13 protein-coding genes are annotated in these 15,708 nt (G+C 62.6%); 8 read left to right on the top strand and 5 right to left on the bottom strand.

What is annotated here, in order from left to right:
- Positions 1 to 69 precede the first annotated feature (69 nt).
- Positions 70 to 990 (top strand): helix-turn-helix domain-containing GNAT family N-acetyltransferase, encoded by a 921-nt coding sequence (locus M2497_RS14915; RefSeq protein ID WP_248481257.1) that lies wholly within the window; start codon positions 70 to 72, stop codon positions 988 to 990.
- A 37-nt stretch (positions 991 to 1,027) separates the two neighbouring features.
- Here M2497_RS14915 and M2497_RS14910 read toward each other — a convergent pair whose 3' ends face one another.
- Both M2497_RS14910 and M2497_RS14905 read right to left on the bottom strand, forming a co-directional pair.
- Positions 1,028 to 2,431, bottom strand: coding sequence for an MFS transporter (locus M2497_RS14910; RefSeq protein ID WP_248481256.1), 1,404 nt, complete (start codon positions 2,429 to 2,431; stop codon positions 1,028 to 1,030).
- 149 nt (positions 2,432 to 2,580) lie between these two features.
- The gene (locus tag M2497_RS14905) at positions 2,581 to 3,102 is read right to left on the bottom strand and encodes a GNAT family N-acetyltransferase (RefSeq protein WP_248481254.1); all 522 of its coding nucleotides are present in this window, start codon (positions 3,100 to 3,102) and stop codon (positions 2,581 to 2,583) included.
- A gap of 306 nt (positions 3,103 to 3,408) precedes the next feature.
- On the opposite strand from M2497_RS14905, the gene proP reads away from it, so the two are divergent.
- The 3 genes from proP (at position 3,409) to M2497_RS14890 (ending at position 8,141) form a co-directional block, all read left to right on the top strand.
- A complete protein-coding gene (gene proP / locus M2497_RS14900; RefSeq protein WP_071495406.1) occupies positions 3,409 to 4,911 on the top strand; it encodes a glycine betaine/L-proline transporter ProP in 1,503 nt (500 codons plus the stop codon).
- A 55-nt stretch (positions 4,912 to 4,966) separates the two neighbouring features.
- On the top strand, positions 4,967 to 5,473 hold the full coding sequence (locus tag M2497_RS14895) for a GAF domain-containing protein (RefSeq protein WP_071495405.1): 507 nt from the start codon (positions 4,967 to 4,969) through the stop codon (positions 5,471 to 5,473).
- Positions 5,474 to 5,546: 73 nt separating this feature from the next.
- Positions 5,547 to 8,141: an EAL domain-containing protein gene (locus tag M2497_RS14890; protein WP_248488159.1), complete on the top strand. Its 2,595-nt coding sequence runs from the start codon at positions 5,547 to 5,549 to the stop codon at positions 8,139 to 8,141.
- On the opposite strand, the gene M2497_RS14885 is transcribed toward M2497_RS14890, so the two are convergent.
- Positions 8,098 to 8,919 carry a helix-turn-helix transcriptional regulator gene (locus M2497_RS14885; protein ID WP_248488158.1) on the bottom strand — a complete coding sequence of 274 codons (822 nt, stop codon included), beginning with the start codon at positions 8,917 to 8,919 and terminating at the stop codon, positions 8,098 to 8,100. The two genes, M2497_RS14890 and M2497_RS14885, sit on opposite strands and share 44 nt — an antisense overlap.
- Positions 8,920 to 9,017: 98 nt before the next feature.
- On the opposite strand from M2497_RS14885, the gene M2497_RS14880 reads away from it, so the two are divergent.
- Positions 9,018 to 10,229, top strand: coding sequence for an MFS transporter (locus M2497_RS14880; protein ID WP_248488157.1), 1,212 nt, complete (start codon positions 9,018 to 9,020; stop codon positions 10,227 to 10,229).
- 109 nt (positions 10,230 to 10,338) lie between these two features.
- Positions 10,339 to 11,505 (top strand): GGDEF domain-containing protein, encoded by a 1,167-nt coding sequence (locus M2497_RS14875; protein ID WP_248488156.1) that lies wholly within the window; start codon positions 10,339 to 10,341, stop codon positions 11,503 to 11,505.
- Here M2497_RS14875 and iolG read toward each other — a convergent pair.
- Positions 11,502 to 12,506, bottom strand: a complete 1,005-nt coding sequence (gene iolG / locus M2497_RS14870; RefSeq protein ID WP_248488155.1) for an inositol 2-dehydrogenase — start codon at positions 12,504 to 12,506, stop codon at positions 11,502 to 11,504. The genes M2497_RS14875 and iolG overlap by 4 nt on opposite strands.
- A gap of 34 nt (positions 12,507 to 12,540) precedes the next feature.
- A complete protein-coding gene (locus tag M2497_RS14865; protein WP_248488154.1) occupies positions 12,541 to 13,566 on the bottom strand; it encodes a LacI family DNA-binding transcriptional regulator in 1,026 nt (341 codons plus the stop codon).
- Between the two features lie 136 nt (positions 13,567 to 13,702).
- On the opposite strand from M2497_RS14865, the gene M2497_RS14860 reads away from it, so the two are divergent.
- Both M2497_RS14860 and M2497_RS14855 read left to right on the top strand, forming a co-directional pair.
- A complete protein-coding gene (locus tag M2497_RS14860; RefSeq protein WP_248488153.1) occupies positions 13,703 to 14,539 on the top strand; it encodes an SDR family oxidoreductase in 837 nt (278 codons plus the stop codon).
- The gene (locus M2497_RS14855) at positions 14,539 to 15,672 is read left to right on the top strand and encodes a phytanoyl-CoA dioxygenase family protein (protein WP_248488152.1); all 1,134 of its coding nucleotides are present in this window, start codon (positions 14,539 to 14,541) and stop codon (positions 15,670 to 15,672) included. The genes M2497_RS14860 and M2497_RS14855 overlap by 1 nt, the downstream gene beginning before the upstream one ends.
- Positions 15,673 to 15,708 lie beyond the last annotated feature (36 nt).

Below are 15,708 nucleotides of genomic sequence, written 5' to 3'. Positions count from 1 at the left end.
CAAACTGTTTGACATGGTTGCCTTAAGCAACAATATAATTGCTTCAGGCAACCATTCGAGCATTCCAGCATGTCCACCCCTCTGCTTGTCGAGCGCGCCGGCATCGTGCGTGGTTTCAATCGTTTCTACACCCATCAAATCGGCGTACTGCAGGAACACCTGTTGCAAAGCGATTACTCGCTCACCGAAATCCGCGTGATGTACGAGCTGTCTACCCGTGGCGACCTCACCAGCGCTGACCTGTGCCAAATGCTCAGCCTGGACGCCGGTTATCTGAGCCGGCTGGTGGGCGGGCTGGAAAAACGCGGCCTGATCCAGAAAGTCCGCTCCGTGACCGACGCCCGTGCGGTGCAGTTGCACCTCACCGATCACGGCCGCGACGTGCTGGCACCTCTGGAGCAGCAAACCCAGGACGAAGTCATCACCCTGCTCGACAGCCTGCCCGAACCCCAGCAACGCCAGCTCACCGAAGCCATGAAGCGCATCCAGGCCCTGCTGCAAGGCACGGCGCCCAGCTATCTGCTACGCGATCCACAACCCGGCGACATGGGCGTGGTGGTGCAGCAACAGACCGCGTTGTATGCCCGTGAATATGGTTGGAACTGGGAGTTCGAAGCATTAGTAGCGGAGACGGTCGCCAAGTACCTGAGGGCGTTTGATCCAACCTGCGAGCGTTGCTGGATCGCGGAAAAGGACGGCGAAGTGGTGGGCTCGGTGTTCGTTATCCGCCACGGCGAAACCACAGCCCAACTGCGCATGCTCTACGTGGACGCCAGTGCGCGCGGCATGGGCATCGGCCAACGGCTGGTGGATGAGTGTGTGCGCTTTGCCCGGCAGGTCGGCTACCAACGCATGCAACTGTGGACGGTGGACATCCTCGGCGATGCACGCAAGCTGTATCAGAAGGCCGGGTTCGCGTTGGTCGAGGAAGAAACGATAGACAGCTTCGGCAAATCCCTGGTCAGCCAGACCTGGGCGCTCACGCTTTAAAGTGGTCCCGCGCCGTTGCGGCGCGGGACATAAGACCTTACAGGTCGGTGATTTCCTTGTGGCGCGGCACCAACGTCTTCATCACGCTCCAGGCCACCAGGTAGGCCAGCGCACAGATCGCGAACATGATCATGTAGCCGGTATGGATGTCGTTGATGGACTTGTAGTAGTCGAACACCCAGCCGCCGATCTTGGTCATCACCACGCCACCCAGGCCGCCGGCCATGCCGCCGATGCCGACCACCGAGGCCACGGTCTTCTGCGGGAACATGTCGGACACCGTGGTGAAGATGTTGCACGACCAGGCCTGGTGTGCCGAGGCGCCCACGCCGATCAACAGCACCGGCACCCAGAAGCTGATATAGCCCAACGGTTGCGCCAGCAAGACCACCAGCGGGAACAACGCGATCACCAGCATGGCTTTCATGCGCCCGTCATAGGGTGCATCGCCGCGCGCCATGAAGTAGCTGGGGAACCAGCCGCCACCGATGCTGCCGACCATGGTCATGCTGTACAGCACCGCCAGCGGCATGACGATATCCGCGCCTTTCATGCCGTACTGCGCTGACAGGTAGGTGGGCAGCCAGAACAGGAAGAACCACCACACGCCATCGGTCATGAACTTGCCGAAGGCAAAGGCCCAGGTCTGGCGATAGGTGAGCAACTTGAACCATGAGACCTTTTTCTCCACGGCGCTGGCCGCTACCGGGGTGAAGGGCTGCACGGTCTGGTCGCTGCGGATATAGGCCAGTTCTGCGGCCGACAGGCGTTTTTGCTCCTCCGGCTTGCGGTAGAGCGCGATCCACACCGCGACCCACACGAACCCGAGCCCGCCGATTACGATAAACGCCGCTTCCCAGCCCCACAGACCGGCAATCAACGGCACGCAGATCGGCGCCAGGATCGCGCCCACGTTGGCGCCGGAGTTGAAGATACCGGTGGCCAGCGAGCGTTCTTTCTTGGGGAAATACTCGGCGGTGGCCTTGATCGCAATCGGGAAGTTGCCCGCCTCGCCAATCGCCAGCACCGCACGGGACAGCATGAAGCCAGCAATCGACACCGGGATCACCGCCAGGCCAATCGCACCGCTGATGGCGGCGATGCCCTCGCCCATCGGCACCGAGAACGCATGCATGATGGCGCCCGTGGACCAGATACCAATCGCCACCACATAGGCCGCCTTGGTGCCGATCTTGTCGACAAAGCGCCCGGCGAACAGCATCGAGATCGCATAGACAAACTGGAACACCGCCGCAATGTTCGCGTAGTCGGTGTTGCTCCAGCCAAATTGCGTGGACAGCTGCGGCGCGAGCAGGCTGAGCACCTGGCGGTCGAGGTAGTTGACGGTCGTTGCGAAGAACAGCATCGCGCAGATGGTCCAGCGATAGTTGCCTACCGCTTGGCCAACGCGGTGCGCGTGGATGGGCTCGTTCAAGTTCATGGCATCACTTTTTATTTTTGTTAGGTAGGACATATGTAACGTCATATGTCGTCGTACAACTGCGACTTTTATATCGGGCCGCCTACCGGCTGTCAATCTGAAAGATTGCCGTTTATCGAGGTATTGCGAGGGTCATTGAAAGGTCAGGTCTATGCAGTTGTAGGATGACAAATGCGCATGACCAGGCTGGGCGCCTTGCCCCGTACATCGTCGAGCACGCCAAACGGCTGCATGCCGATCTTTTCCAGCACCCGGATCGAGGCCCCGTGATCCGGTCGCACCAGCCCGAACACCTCGGGCAACCCCAGGCTGTCGAATGCCAGCGCCAACGCGTCATGCCCCAACTCGGTGGCATAGCCCTGCCCCCAGGCTTCCACCGCAAAGCGGTAACCCAGGTTGATGCGCCGCTCGGTCAGGTAGTCGAGGGGCGCGATACCGCCGAAGCCGATGATGTGGTCCGGCGCCTCGCGCCGTGCAATCGCCCACCAGCCGTACCCTTGGGTCGCCCACTGTGCGAGCCAGTGATCCAACTGGCGTTGCGCCATCTCCAGGCTGGCCATGGGGCCTGATGGATTGAACAGGTTGGTCTGCGGGTCGCCGAAGATCGCGAACAATCGCTGCAGGTCGTTCGCTTGTGGTTGGCGATAGGTCAGGCGTGAGCCGGCGGACATGCGGATTACTCCTCTGTGGCTGTAGTGAGCGGGCTTGCCCCGCGCTGGGGCGCGAAGCGGCCCTAACACCAAGCACCGCATTTTGTCTGAAGAAATGCGGTGATTACATTGGGGTGGCTGCGCCACCCAGCGCGGGGCAAGCCCGCTCACCACAACAGGTCCGCTCACCACTAAGCCCGCTCACCGCAAAGAATGCAAAAAAAGCAAAATACGGGTGAATTATTTCATGTCCACTTGTATCTGAAGTGACAGAGCGGTGCCATCGCAGTGATGGCGCCTCCCCTGTTCTGCTTTAGAGTGCCCCGCATGAAATTACGTAAGAAAAGCGTCAAGCCCATCGGATTGAAAGACATCACCATCGTCGACGACACCAAGGTGCGCAAGGCGATTACCGCCGCCGCCCTGGGTAACGCCATGGAATGGTTCGACTTTGGCGTCTACGGTTTTGTCGCCTATGTGCTGGGCAAAGTATTCTTCCCTGACGCCTCACCCAGCGTACAAATGATCGCTGCACTCGGCACCTTCTCGGTGCCGTTCCTGATCCGCCCCCTGGGTGGCCTGTTCTTTGGTGCACTGGGCGATAAATACGGGCGGCAAAAGGTCCTGGCCGCGACCATCGTGATCATGTCCCTGAGCACCTTCGCCATCGGCCTGATCCCCTCCTACGCCTCGATTGGCATCTGGGCGCCGATCCTGCTGCTGCTGTGCAAAATGGCCCAGGGCTTCTCGGTGGGTGGCGAATACACCGGTGCGTCGATCTTCGTCGCAGAATATGCGCCGGACCGCAAGCGCGGCTTCCTCGGCAGCTGGCTGGACTTCGGCTCCATCGCCGGCTTCGTGCTGGGCGCCGGCGTGGTGGTGCTGATTTCCAGCATCCTGGGCGAAGCCGACTTCGAGTCGTGGGGCTGGCGCCTGCCGTTCTTCCTTGCCCTGCCCCTGGGTATCATCGGCCTGTACCTGCGTCACGCCCTGGAGGAAACCCCGGCGTTCCAGCAGCACATGGACAAAATGGAACAAGGCGACCGCGAAGGCCTCACCCACGGCCCCAAAGTCTCGTTCAAGGAGGTCGCGACCAAGCACTGGCGCAGCCTGCTGACCTGCATCGGTATCGTCGCGGCCACCAACGTGACCTATTACATGCTGCTCACCTACATGCCGAGCTACCTGTCCCATAACCTGCACTACAAAGAAAACAGCGGCGTGCTGATCATCATCGCGATCATGGTCGGCATGCTGTTCGTGCAGCCGTTCATCGGTTTTGTCAGCGACAAGATCGGCCGCAAGCCGTTCATCATCGCCGGCAGTATCGGCCTGCTGTTCCTGTCCATTCCCGCCTTTATGCTGATCACCAGTGGCAAAATCGGGCTGATCTTCGCCGGGCTGCTGATCCTCGCGGTGATCCTCAACTTCTTTATCGGCGTTATGGCCTCGACCCTCCCGGCGATGTTCCCGACCCACTTGCGCTACAGTGCATTAGCCAGCGCGTTCAATGTCTCGGTATTGATCGCCGGCGTTACGCCGACCGCCGTGGCCTGGCTGGTGGAAAGCACCAACGACCTGTACATGCCGGCCTACTACCTGATGGTGTTTGCCGTGGTCGGCCTGGTCACCGGCCTGACCATGAAGGAAACCGCCAACAAGCCATTGCGTGGCGCCGCACCGGCGGCGTCGGACATGGAAGAGGCCAAGGAGTTGTTGCAGGAACATCACGACAATATCGAGCAGAAGATCGAAGACATCGACGCCGAGATTGCCGAACTGGAAGCCAAGCGTCAGAACCTGGTGCAGCAGCATCCGCGTATCAACTAAGGCCTGACCCTGCATGGCGGCCCCAGCCGCCGCCATGCTTTTGGAGAGTTCAACCATGGTTCCAAGCGTCACCGCACCACAGTCGTTGCTCAGCGCAGATGAACGCGCCGCCATCGCCGAAATAGAAGCCACCACCAGCATCCTGCAACTGGTCACCCGCCTGACCGGCATGCGCTTCGCCGGCATCGCCAAATTCACCGACCTGGAATGGGTGGTCTGCTCTGTGCACGACACCGTCGACATGGGCATTCACGTCGACGACGTACTCGACCTGGAAACCACGCTGTGCAGCGAGTTCTGCATCAACCCACAGACCCTGTTCATCCCGCAGATCAGCCAGAGCGGCCGCTTCGCCGCGCGCCCGGTGGTCAAGCAATTCGCCATCGAAAGCTACGCTGGTGCACCGATCTTCCTGCCCGACGGCCGTCTGTTCGGCGCACTGTGCGCGCTGGATTCACGGGCGATGCTGTTCGAAGACCCCAACCTGCCGGAAACCCTGAGCCTGTTTGCGCGGCTGATCGGGTGCATTTTCTTTGCCAACCTGACGCCCCGTGACACCTGATCGTTCAGCTTTTCAAGCGCGCTGCCGATAGCCTGGGATACCCCTGACTTGCAGCGCTGCCCTGCGGGAAACAATGCCGAACACTCTCGCCCCGATCGTCCGTACGCTCTCCAACCGCACCAGTCTGTCGCTGACACGTACCTCCCTGTTCAATTTCACGGCCCTGTTGGTCCTGGTCTTTGCAGCGGCAGCTTATTCGCTGATCTACCTGGCCCATGAACTGGACCACGCCGAGCAAGAGGAAAGCGCGTTTTACACGCGTAAAGCCGTGCAGTCCCTGGAAAAATCCTTGCGGGTCACCGTCAAGGACTACGCCTTCTGGAGCGACGCGTACAAGCACTTGCACCTCAAGGTGGACACCGATTGGGCCTACGGTCGCGGCAACGTCGGCGCCACACTGTTCCAGGATTTCGGCTTCCAGGGCCTGTTCGTGGTCAACGATGCCAACCGCACGGTGTACGCCGTCGTCGAAGGCCAACTACAACCCATTGACCTAAGCGACTGGCTTGCCCAGCCCATCACGCAGGTGCTGGAACAGGCACGTGCCGGGGCTGAGCAGGAGCTGCCGGTCACCGCCTTCATCAACGTGCATGGCAGCCCGGCACTCGTGGCTGCAGCCGCCATCACGCCAGGCACCGACCCCACGGTGAAGATGGATGGGCGCCCCGCATCGGTACTGGTGTTTGTCGACATCCTCGACAGCGCCCAACTGGCCCTGATCGGCAATGATTTCGGCGTCAATCAACTGCATATCGCCAGCGCCGATGAGATCGGCAAGACCTTGCTGGTTCCTCTGGGCGACAACGGTGCTGCCGGCAGCCTGCATTGGCAGCCAGCGCGCCCGGGTGTGCGGTTGATGGGCGTGGGCTTGCCGCTGCTGGGCCTGGCCGCGTTGCTGGTATGCCTGATGACCTGGGTGATCCTGCGCCGCGCCAGCGCCGCCGCCCTCGCCCTGGATGCCAGCCATGCCTCGCTGCAAGACAGCCAGGACGCGCTGACCACCAGTGAAGCGCGCTTTCGCGATGTGGTGGAAGCCAGCTCCGACTGGGTCTGGGAAATCGATGCAGCCTGGCGCTTCACCTACTTGTCGGAACGCTTCGAGAACGTGACCGGCCTGGCCCGCCGTGCATGGATCGGCGCCGCCATCAACGACCTCCTGGACACGGAAGCCGGCGCGCTTTCGCAATGGCTGAACACCCCCAGCCGCACTGCGGACATCAGCGTGCAGTGCCGCTATGTCGACGCCCAGGGCCAGGAACGCACCACCCGGCTTGCCGCGAGGCAAATGCCCTGTGGCGGCTTTCGTGGAACCGCCACCGACGTGACCGAGGAAGTCGAAGCCCGGCGCCGCATCGAATTCCTGTCCGAACACGATGCCCTCACCGGGTTGGCCAACCGTACGCGCCTGCAAGCGTTCCTCGACGACAAGCTCAAGGCGCTGCCGGCTTCGGGCCAATCGTTGGTCATGCTCAGCCTGGACCTGGACAGATTCAAACCGGTCAACGATCTGCTCGGCCACGCCGCCGGCGACCACGTGCTCAACGAAGTGTCGACCCGCCTGGCCGATTGCGTGCGCCACGGTGACCTGGTGGCCCGGGTGGGCGGCGATGAGTTTGTGTTGATTCTCACGAATGCGGGTACCCAGGACGATGTCGAGTCCTTGTGCCTGCGCTTGATCGAGTCCGTCGAACAGGCGGTCAGGATCGGCGAGCAGGAAGTATTTGTCAGCGCGAGCATCGGCATCGTGCTGGCCCCTGACGATGCCAGCGAAGTCGCCGAACTGCTGCGTTATGCCGATATCGCGCTGTACGAAGCCAAGGCGGCCGGCCGCAATACCTGGCGGTTTTACTCGGGGGAGATGAATGCACGGATCATCGAGCGTCGCCGCCTGGAAAGCGACCTGCGTTTTGCGATCAAGCACAATGAACTGCGCCTGCACTTCCAGCCGCGCTATCGCATTGCCGATGGACAGATGGTCGGTGCCGAAGCCCTGGTGCGCTGGCAACACCCACAGCGCGGGCTGATTTCACCCGAGACCTTCATCCCGATTGCCGAAGAGTCCGGGCTGATCCTGGCGCTGAGTGACTGGGTGCTGCAAACCGCCTGCACCAGCGCCGCCCAGTGGCCCGAGGCATTGTTTGTGTCGGTGAACCTGTCGTCCACGGAGTTCAAGCGTGGCGACCTGGTGGAGCGCATTCGCAATGCCCTCACGGCGTCGGGGATCGAACCGGCGCGGGTCGAACTGGAAATCACCGAAAGCGTGATGCTCGAAGACGCAGCGGGCGCACTGGCGGTGATGCACACGCTCAAACGCCTGGGCATACGCATTGCCATGGATGACTTCGGCACCGGCTATTCCTCGTTGAGCTACCTGCGGGCCTTCCCCTTCGACGGGTTGAAGATCGACCGCAGCTTTCTCAGCCGCCTCGAAGACAGTGAGGATGACAAGGCGATCATCCAGGCCATCGTCGGCCTGGGGCGTGCCCTGGCATTGACGGTGACCGCCGAGGGCATCGAGACCGCCGGGCACCTGGCAATGCTCCGGGCCGTGTCCTGCGACGAAGGCCAGGGCTACTACCTCAGCCGGCCGTTGGATATCGACACGTTCAATGGGTTGCTCGGCACTAGCGGAAAAACTGACTCGGCGTCTTGCCAAACTGTTTCCTGAACATGCTGGTAAACGCACTCGGGCTGTCGTAACCCAGCTCCAGGGCGATATCGATCACCTTTTCGCCCACCGCGATGCGTTCCAGCGCCAGCAGCAAGCGCGCCTGCTGGCGCCATTGGCCGAAGGTCATGCCGGTTTCCTTGCGGAACAGGCGCTGGATGGTTTTCTGGTCCAGGTGCAGGCGTTCGCTCCAGTGCGCCACGGTGGAGGCGTCGCCCGGCTCTTCCTGCAACGCCAGGCAGATGCGCTGCAGGCGCGGGTCGGCGGGCTGCGGCAAGGACAGCGGCAACGCCGGCAGGATCGCCAGTTCGTCGAGGATCAGGTGCATGATCCGCGCATCCCGTGAGTCTTCGGCGTACGGCGGCTTCAGGCTCACGGACGCCTTGATCAGCTCGCTCAGCAACGGCGAGATACTCACGGTTTTCGGCTCGCCGGGCATATTCGGGAAGCGATCCGGGCGCACAAACACGCTGCGCATTTTCAGGGTGCCTACGCAACGCAGGGAATGCACTTGCCCGGCGGGCATCCAGATGCCACGGTTGGGCGGCACGGTCCACTGGTTCAGCGCCGAGTACACCACCATCACGCCTTCGATGGCGTAGAGCAGTTGATGCTTCTCGTGGCTGTGGTCGGGGATCACCCAGTTTTCCGGGTAATCGGTGGCGGAACTGATGACAGCCCAGGCGCCTTCGTTGATTTCCTGAAGAAATTCATCCAGTGGTTTGATCATTTCGCCCTTTTCGCGATAGTTGCCGCCCCAATTGCGTGAGACAGGCATTCCTGACAAATCTAGCATGAACGCCGAATCATTTTGTAATGGATGGCGACCTTAAGAAGTTGCCGCCTCTGATTAGCTGCCTTGTATGGAATGCCTGCATGTCGACCCTTACCGCGTCACCCGCCGCTGCAACCACTACGCCCCAGGCCAGCCCCTTGGTCATGCGCATCCTCGGCGCCTGCGCCCTGGCCCACTTGATCAATGACCTGATCCAGGCCGTGCTGCCGTCGATCTACCCGATGCTCAAGGCCAACTATGGCCTGACATTCACCCAGGTCGGCCTGATTACCCTGACCTTCCAGTTGACCGCCTCCCTGCTGCAGCCGTGGATCGGCTATCACACCGACCGCCACCCCAAACCCTGGCTGCTGCCGGCGGGCATGGTGTGCACCCTGATCGGCATCCTGATGCTGGCGTTTGTCGGCAGCTTCCCGGCGATCCTGCTGGCGGCGGGCTTGGTGGGCGTGGGTTCGTCGACCTTCCACCCGGAAACCTCCCGCGTTGCGCGCCTGGCCTCCGGCGGTCGCTACGGCCTGGCGCAGTCGACCTTCCAGGTCGGCGGCAACACCGGCAGCGCCTTGGGCCCGTTGCTCGCCGCGGCGATCATCATCCCCTACGGCCAGGGCCATATCGCCTGGTTCGGGCTGTTTGCCGTGTTCGCCATCCTGGTGCTGTACGGCTTGAGCCGCTGGTACCGCCACCACCTCAACCTGTTCAAGCTCAAGCAAGGCGGCAAAGCCACCCACGGTTTGTCCAAGGGCCGCGTGACCTTTGCCCTGGTGGTGCTGGCCGTACTGGTGTTCTCCAAATACTGGTACATGACCAGCCTGACCAGCTACTTCACCTTTTACCTGATCGAGAAGTTCCAGCTGTCAGTCGCAAGCTCGCAGATGTACTTGTTCCTGTTCCTCGGCGCAGTGGCCGTCGGCACCTTTGCCGGTGGCCCGATCGGCGACAAGATCGGCCGCAAGAAAGTCATCTGGTTCTCGATCCTCGGCGCGGCGCCGTTCACCCTGGCCCTGCCCTACGTCGACCTGTTCTGGACGGCGGTACTCAGCGTGGTGATCGGGTTCATCATCGCGTCGGCCTTCTCGGCCATCGTGGTGTATGCCCAGGAACTGGTGCCCGGCAACGTGGGCATGATCGCCGGGATCTTCTTCGGCCTGATGTTCGGCTTCAGCGGGATTGGCGCGGCGCTGCTCGGCCTGCTGGCGGACACCCACGGCATCGAGTACGTCTACACACTGTGTTCGTTCCTGCCGCTGGTGGGCATCCTGACGATCCTGCTGCCCTCGACCAAGGGCGCCTGACCTGCCGATCATCGCCTGGCCGTGTGCTATCACCCGGAATGCTCTGAAAAACCTGCGTGTGCGCTTACAATCCCGGTTCTAAACGCACACCAGGCAGACCCGGCAAGACATGACGCTCGACCCTCCCACGATTTTGGCACTCACCGTTGCCCTGGCAGCCGCTGCCGCCCTGTACCTGGCCGTTGAATGGCGCAGCGTGCGCGAACCTTCGCTGCTGTGCTGGAGCGCCGGTTTCGCCACCATTACCGTCGGTTCCACCCTCGCCCTGCTGCGCCTCAATGGCTACCTGATGATCGGCATCTGGTTCGCCAACGGCTTGCTGGTGACCGCGCACTTCCTGTTTTTGCTCGGCGTGGCGCGGTTCACCCAAACGCGGCTGTCGCCCATGTGGTTGCTGATGCTGCTGGTCTGGCTGGGCATGCTGATGTTGCCGGCCGATCCGTCATGGTCCAAAGCCATGCTGGCGGTGCAGTCCCTGTTAGTAGCGCTACCGACCCTGCGCGCCAGCTTTTTGCTGCGGCCCCATGGCAAGTCGCTGAGCATCGGCGCGGTGCAGTTGCGCTACGTGCTGCTGATCCATGGCGCGTTCTATGTGGCCAAGGCGCTGTCGGTATTGATCCCCGGCACCTTGATCGACCTCGCCGCCTTCAAGGGCGAGATCATCCAGATTTCCCTGGTGGAAGGCGCCATGGCGATCATGCTCATCGCACTGTCGATGACCGGCTCCGAGCGCTATCGTCGCGAACAACAGATCGCCCGCCTCGCCGCCCGCGACCCGCTCACCGCCCTCTATAACCGCCGCGCCCTCGACCTGCGCGCACCACGCTTGCTCGCCCAGGTTTCACCCGCCCAACCGGGTGCCCTGTTGCTGATCGACATCGACAACTTCAAATCGGTCAACGACCTCCACGGCCACACTGCCGGCGACCGCCTGCTGATCGCCCTCAGCGAAATGATCCGCAGCGTAGTGCCCCAGGGCGCGCTGGCCGCACGCCTGGGCGGGGATGAATTCGTGATCCTGCTCAACCCGGCGTCCACCGAACAGATCGTCGAACTGGGCAGCAGCCTGCGCGACCAGTTCCAGCAACTGGCCTCGCAGACCTTCACCACGCCTGCGCCGGTGACCCTGAGCATTGGCGCGAACCTGTTCGACCAACCGCCACCGAGTTTGACGGTGTTGATCGAGCAAGGGGATACCACGCTGTATGAATCCAAGCGCGGTGGGCGGGACAGTATTCGTTTGGTGGATCGGACGGGGTCGAGTTCGTACGGCTAAAGGTCGTAACTCACCGCCACACTGCGCCCTGTCCTCACCGACTCCAACGCACAATCCGCCAAATGCAACGCATACAACCCATCCCGCACGCTGGTGGGCAGCGCCGTACCGTTGTTCAGCGCATCGATGAACTGCGTCAGCTCATTGCGATACGCATCGGCATAGCGCTCCAGGAAAAAGTGCTGCAATGGTTCCAGCGCCTCGGTGTGCTCGGCACTCCAGTGGCGCAGGGTGCTGGGGCGGTGGTTGTCGGTGAGCAGCACGCCGGTGGCGCCGGAGACTTCGACGCGCTGGTCGTAGCCGTACACCGCCTGGCGGCAGCAGTTGATATGGCATTGCTTGCCGGAGGCGGTGCGCAGCAGCACCATCACGCTGTCGTAGTCGTCGATCTCGGCCAGGCTGGGGTCGACCAGGCGACTGGCGATGGCGCTGACTTCTACCGGTTCTTCGCCGAGCAGGTGGCGGGCGGTGTCGAAGTCGTGGATGGTCATGTCGCGCAGGATGCCACCGGAGTGAGCCAGGTAGTCACGCGGCGCCAGGCCGGGGTCGCGGCTGGTGATAATGACTTGGCGCACCGTGCCGATCTGCCCGGCATCGAGGACCGCGCGCAGGCGCAGCATGTCGGGGTCGAAGCGCCGGTTGAAGCCGAGCATCACCCGGCCACCCTGGCGCTCCACTGCCTGGGCAGCGCTGCGGGCCTTGGCGATGTCGAGGTCGATGGGTTTTTCGCAGAGCACCGCCTTGCCTGCGGCGACCGCCGCCAGCAGCAGGTCGATATGGGTGTCGGTGGGCGTGCCGATCACCACGGCGTCGATGTCTTTGCGGCTGAGCACGGCGGCGCAATCGTAGGCCGCCTCGCACCCCAGTTGGGCACTCAATGCATCGACGCCTTCGCGCCAGGGGTCGGCTACCAGCACCAGTGTGGCGTTGGGATGGGCGGCGATGTTGGCGGCGTGGATCCTGGCGATGCGCCCGGCACCCAGAACGGCGATTCTCAGCATGGTCGAACTCCTGATGTTGTTATTGAGGGAGTAGTCAGTCCGGCAAGTTGAACGGCGTGACGATCTGCACCTGGGACGGCGCAATCGGCCCGGCCCTCCAGAGCCGGTGGTAGTGCAGGATGTGCAGGAACACGTGGCGGGCATCGATCTGCAGGTTGTGGTCGATGATCGCGGCGACCTTTTCTTCGCGCAGCAATTGGCGGTTTTCTTCGTCGAGGTCGTGGCCGATGAACACCTCCAGCGGCCGATTCAGGGCGGCGAACGCGTCGACAATCGCGCGGTTGCCGCCGCCGACGCTGTACACCGCCTTGAGCTCGGGATGCTGTTGCAGCGCCTGGGTCACCCGCTCGAAGGTGCGGTCGTACACGCCGTAGCCGCCACTGACGTCGAGCACCCGCAAGTGCGCCGCACGCCCACGCAGCCAGGCCCGAAAGCCCATCTCACGCTCTTCTTCACCACGGAACAGTTCGCTGCCGATCACCACGGCTACGTCCTGGGGCTGTGCCGGCAGCCAGCACGACATCAGGTAGGCGGCCGTCTGGCCGGCGGTGCGGTTGTCCATGCCGACGTAGCCGATGCGCTCGCTTTGCGGCAGGTCCGTGACCAGCGTCACCACCGGAATCCCCGCCGCGATCAGGTGCTTGACCGCCAGGTTCACCGCCGGCTCATCGGCGGCCTTGAGCACCACACCCTGGCTGCCGGTGTCCAGGCAGCGCAGCAGTTGGTCGTGCATGGCCTGGGGTTCGATCTCTTCAAACAGGTGGAAGCGCGGGGCAATGCGGAACGGCGCCAGGCTGCCCAGTTGCGCGGTGATCGCCGTCTGTACCGCGGTGCTGAAGCGCTTGGGCGTGTGCATGATCACATCGACGTGGAACGTGCGCCCCACCGCCAGGCCGTTTTTCTCCTGGGACTCCAACTCCTCCAGCGCCTGCTCGATACGCCGCCGGGTCTGCGCATGCACGCTGCCACGCTGATGCAGCACGCGGTCGACCGTAGCTTTGCTCACACCGGCCTGGGTCGCCAGCTGCTTGATGGAGAAGTGTTTGGCGCGTTCGAGCATGGAGCCTCGCTTGAGGTGTTTTTGAGGTGTTTTTGAGGTGTTTTTTGGGCATTACTGAGGTTTTGCAATGCTAGTCTCAGTTTTGTCCGGCGTCGAGCCGGGCGATGAACAACAACAAAAATTCCGGGAGAACTGCATGCCTAACACCGATCTCGCCACGTCGTTCAGCGGCCAATATTTTGTCGTCACCGGCAGCACCCAGGGCCTGGGCGCGGCGGTGGCCCGTACCCTGGCACAGCGTGGCGCCGCCGGGCTGATCATCTGCGGGCGACGTCGCGCCCAGGGCGAAGAGCAGGTGCGGCAGTTGGCCCAGCTGGATTGCCAGACGTTTTTTGTCGAGGCGGACCTGGAGAAGGTCGAGGATTGCCGCGCGATCATCGATGCGGCGCGTACCCACTTCGGCACCCTGCATGGGCTGGTGAACTGCGCGGGGATGTCGGATCGCGGCACCATCCTGGACACCTCGCCCGAGCTGTTTGATCGGCTGATGGCGGTCAATGTGCGGGCGCCGTTTTTCCTGATGCAGGAAGCGCTGAAGCTGATGATCAGTAAAGGCGTGGAAGGCGCGGTGGTGAACATCCAGAGCGTCACCGGGCATGGCGGGCAATCGTTCCTGAGTGCCTATGCCGCGTCCAAGGGCGCGCTGGCGATCCTCACCAAGAACGTGGCATTCAGCGCCCTGCGCAATCGCATCCGGGTCAATGGCCTGAACATCGGCTGGATGGACACACCCCACGAAGATGACATCCAGCGCCAGTACCACGGTGCCCAGGATGGCTGGCTGGAAAAGGCCGAAAGCGCGCAGCCGTTCGGGCGTCTGCTCAAGCCCGAAGAAGTGGCGCGCAGCGTGGCTTTCCTGCTGTCCAGCGAGTCGGGAATGATGACCGGCTCGGTGATCGACCTGGAACAAGGCGTGGTCGGCTGTACCGACGGCGGCAGCCCGCAACCGAATCAGGCGCTGGGAGGTGTGTGATGTCGGCGTTCGTGACGGAACAGGCCGTGCGCCTGGCGGACTTCAGCGAGATCTGTGCGCAACGCGTGAGCCGAGAGGATTACCCTCTGTGCGCTGAAGTTCAGAGCAATGTGCCGATCTATCAGGCCCACACCCTGCGCAATAGCGACCGCCTGGCGGTGATGAATGAACTGCACCGCCTGTTCCGCGAGGGGCCTGGGGTGATGGTGGTGCGCCGGGCCTACGAAGATCTGGAAGTGGTCGACCGCCACAGCCAGGTGTTCGAGGCGATCTTCGCCCAAGAGGCGGCGCAGGGCGTGGCAGCCGACCACTTTGCCAAGGCCGGCAGCAACGGGCGCATCTGGAATTCATTGCAGAAAGCCGCGTTGCACTCGCCGGCGTCGTTTGTGGAGTACTACGCCAACCCGCTGCTGGGGTTGATCGCCGAAGCGTGGCTGGGGCCGAGCTACCAGGTCACGGCGCAGGTCAACGTGGTGCATCCCGCTGGCCAGGCCCAGCAACCGCACCGTGATTACCACCTGGGCTTTCAGACCAATGATGTAGTGGAGCGCTTTCCCCTGCCCCTGCACCTGCTGTCCCAGTACCTGACGTTGCAAGGCGCGGTGGCGCACTCGGACATGCCGCTGGAAACCGGCCCGACCCAGTTGCTGCCGTTTTCCCAGCAATACGCCCTGGGTTACCTGGCGTGGCGGCGCCCGGAGTTTATCGACTACTTCCAGCAGCACGCCGTGCAACTGCCGCTGCACAAGGGCGACCTGTTGTTCTTCAACCCGGCGCTGTTCCATGCCGCCGGCACCAACCGCACAACCGACCGCCAACGCATGGCTAACCTGTTGCAGGTTTCCTCGGCGTTCGGCAAACCCATGGAAGCCCTCGACCGCGACCGCATGATGCTGGCGGTGTACCCGGCGTTGCTCGAGAACACCGCACTGGATGCCCAGGCCGTGGCATCGGTGATTGCCTGCACTGCCGACGGTTATGCCTTCCCCACCAACCTCGACACCGACCCGCCCTTGAAGGGCCTGGCCCCGCAAACCGCGCAACAACTGATGCAGCAAGCCCTCGACGAACGCTGGCCACTCCCGGACTTTGCCGCCGCCGTGGAGCAGCTGCGAACCAAGCGTCAAGCGTGAACCCTCTGTTTCAACAACAACAAAAACAACGGAGCA

Source organism: Pseudomonas sp. CYM-20-01, from assembly GCF_023169845.1.
Taxonomy (GTDB): domain Bacteria; phylum Pseudomonadota; class Gammaproteobacteria; order Pseudomonadales; family Pseudomonadaceae; genus Aquipseudomonas; species Aquipseudomonas azotoformans.
This window is presented reverse-complemented; position numbering and strand designations above follow the sequence as displayed.

Bases quoted from the DNA above. Each gene is read 5' to 3' on its own strand.
- M2497_RS14915 (WP_248481257.1), top strand. From the start codon at position 70: ATGTCCACCCCTCTGCTTGTCGAGCGCGCCGGCATCGTGCGTGGTTTC.
- M2497_RS14910 (WP_248481256.1), bottom strand. From the start codon at position 2,431: ATGAACTTGAACGAGCCCATCCACGCGCACCGCGTTGGCCAAGCGGTA.
- M2497_RS14905 (WP_248481254.1), bottom strand. From the start codon at position 3,102: ATGTCCGCCGGCTCACGCCTGACCTATCGCCAACCACAAGCGAACGAC.
- proP (WP_071495406.1), top strand. From the start codon at position 3,409: ATGAAATTACGTAAGAAAAGCGTCAAGCCCATCGGATTGAAAGACATC.
- M2497_RS14895 (WP_071495405.1), top strand. From the start codon at position 4,967: ATGGTTCCAAGCGTCACCGCACCACAGTCGTTGCTCAGCGCAGATGAA.
- M2497_RS14890 (WP_248488159.1), top strand. From the start codon at position 5,547: ATGCCGAACACTCTCGCCCCGATCGTCCGTACGCTCTCCAACCGCACC.
- M2497_RS14885 (WP_248488158.1), bottom strand. From the start codon at position 8,919: ATGCCTGTCTCACGCAATTGGGGCGGCAACTATCGCGAAAAGGGCGAA.
- M2497_RS14880 (WP_248488157.1), top strand. From the start codon at position 9,018: ATGTCGACCCTTACCGCGTCACCCGCCGCTGCAACCACTACGCCCCAG.
- M2497_RS14875 (WP_248488156.1), top strand. From the start codon at position 10,339: ATGACGCTCGACCCTCCCACGATTTTGGCACTCACCGTTGCCCTGGCA.
- iolG (WP_248488155.1), bottom strand. From the start codon at position 12,506: ATGCTGAGAATCGCCGTTCTGGGTGCCGGGCGCATCGCCAGGATCCAC.
- M2497_RS14865 (WP_248488154.1), bottom strand. From the start codon at position 13,566: ATGCTCGAACGCGCCAAACACTTCTCCATCAAGCAGCTGGCGACCCAG.
- M2497_RS14860 (WP_248488153.1), top strand. From the start codon at position 13,703: ATGCCTAACACCGATCTCGCCACGTCGTTCAGCGGCCAATATTTTGTC.
- M2497_RS14855 (WP_248488152.1), top strand. From the start codon at position 14,539: ATGTCGGCGTTCGTGACGGAACAGGCCGTGCGCCTGGCGGACTTCAGC.